The following is a 1,232-nucleotide window of genomic DNA, read 5'->3' as shown; positions in this document are numbered from 1 at the left end:
TGAGTGAGAGCTTGAGTGTATCAATGGTTACCTCAGAGAGCATACAGACATCTATGTCTGCGGCACTCTCTACGGCGCAGAGTGAGTACGACAGCCTGTTGGAGAAATATAATGATAGTGAGAACCGGTTACAGCGGCTGGAGCAGTTGAAGGCGCTGATTGAGGCACAAGAAAAGATTGTAGACCAAAAAATTCAAGAGGCATTAAAGAGGATTGATAAAGACCTTGATAAAGTTGGATATTATCCTGAAGCATCCAAGCTGGCAGAACTTTTGATTCAGTATAAGATGCTCACTGATGCACAGGTGAATAATTATACAGATGTCGAGTTTTCGAAGTGGGAGTCAAATGGAAACGGTATTGACGGATCTCATGTGACTGCCACATATAAAGACGCAGAAGGTAATGTTCATGAGAGATATTTTGATTATGTCACAGCGGATAAAGATGGTAATCCTATAGAAGATAGAAATGGATATGGCTCTTGGGGAACAGCTCTTACTCCCAATCGTGATAATGCAGATAAAGTAAAAAATATTTATGTTATAGAACTTGAGAAGGATAACTCTGGAAAATTTATTCTTAATAAGAAGGATAACTTTAAGGGCGGAAAAGGATACTTTAGTGAAAAGGACTTCCGTGATGGAAATGATGCATATCAGCAGGAATACGAAAGTGAATACGTAGACAAATCGGAAAGTCTTAGCCTGAAGGAAAGCGAGAGTGCCAGCCAGAGCCAGGCCTTACTGGCAGAATCAGAGAAGGCTAGTACGGAAGCCAGTACAAGCGCTTCTACTAGTTCGAGTCTCTCAGAGCAGAAGAGCACTGAGATGTCCGAGAGCGCGAAAGCATCTGAGAGTGCCAGCCAGTCCTTGTCAGATAGTGTAAGCACATCAGTGTCTACATATTTAAGCATGAGCGAATCTATGAGTGCAAGCAAGAGTGCCTCCGCAAGTGAGAGCACCAGCACTGTGGTAAGTGAGAGCGAGAGCACCAGTACCGTGGTAAGCGAGAGCGAGAGCACCAGCACCATCGTAAGCGAGAGTGAGAGCACCAGCACTGTGGTAAGCGAGAGCGAGAGCACCAGTACCGTGGTAAGCGAGAGTGAAAGCACCAGCACCATCGTAAGTGAGAGCGAGAGCGCCAGTACCGTGGTAAGCGAGAGCGAGAGCACCAGTACCGTGGTAAGCGAGAGCGAAAGCACCAGCACCATCGTAAGTGAGAGCGAGAGC

Annotated in this window: 1 pseudogene; it reads left to right on the top strand. The window is 45.9% G+C overall.

What is annotated here, in order from left to right:
• Positions 1-23: 23 nt before the first annotated feature.
• A pseudogene (locus Q2B33_RS06290) lies at positions 24-1,232 on the top strand (hypothetical protein); the annotation flags it as partial.

Source organism: uncultured Acetatifactor sp. (assembly GCF_948601915.1).
Classification (GTDB): Bacteria; Bacillota; Clostridia; order Lachnospirales; family Lachnospiraceae; genus Acetatifactor.
This window is presented reverse-complemented; position numbering and strand designations above follow the sequence as displayed.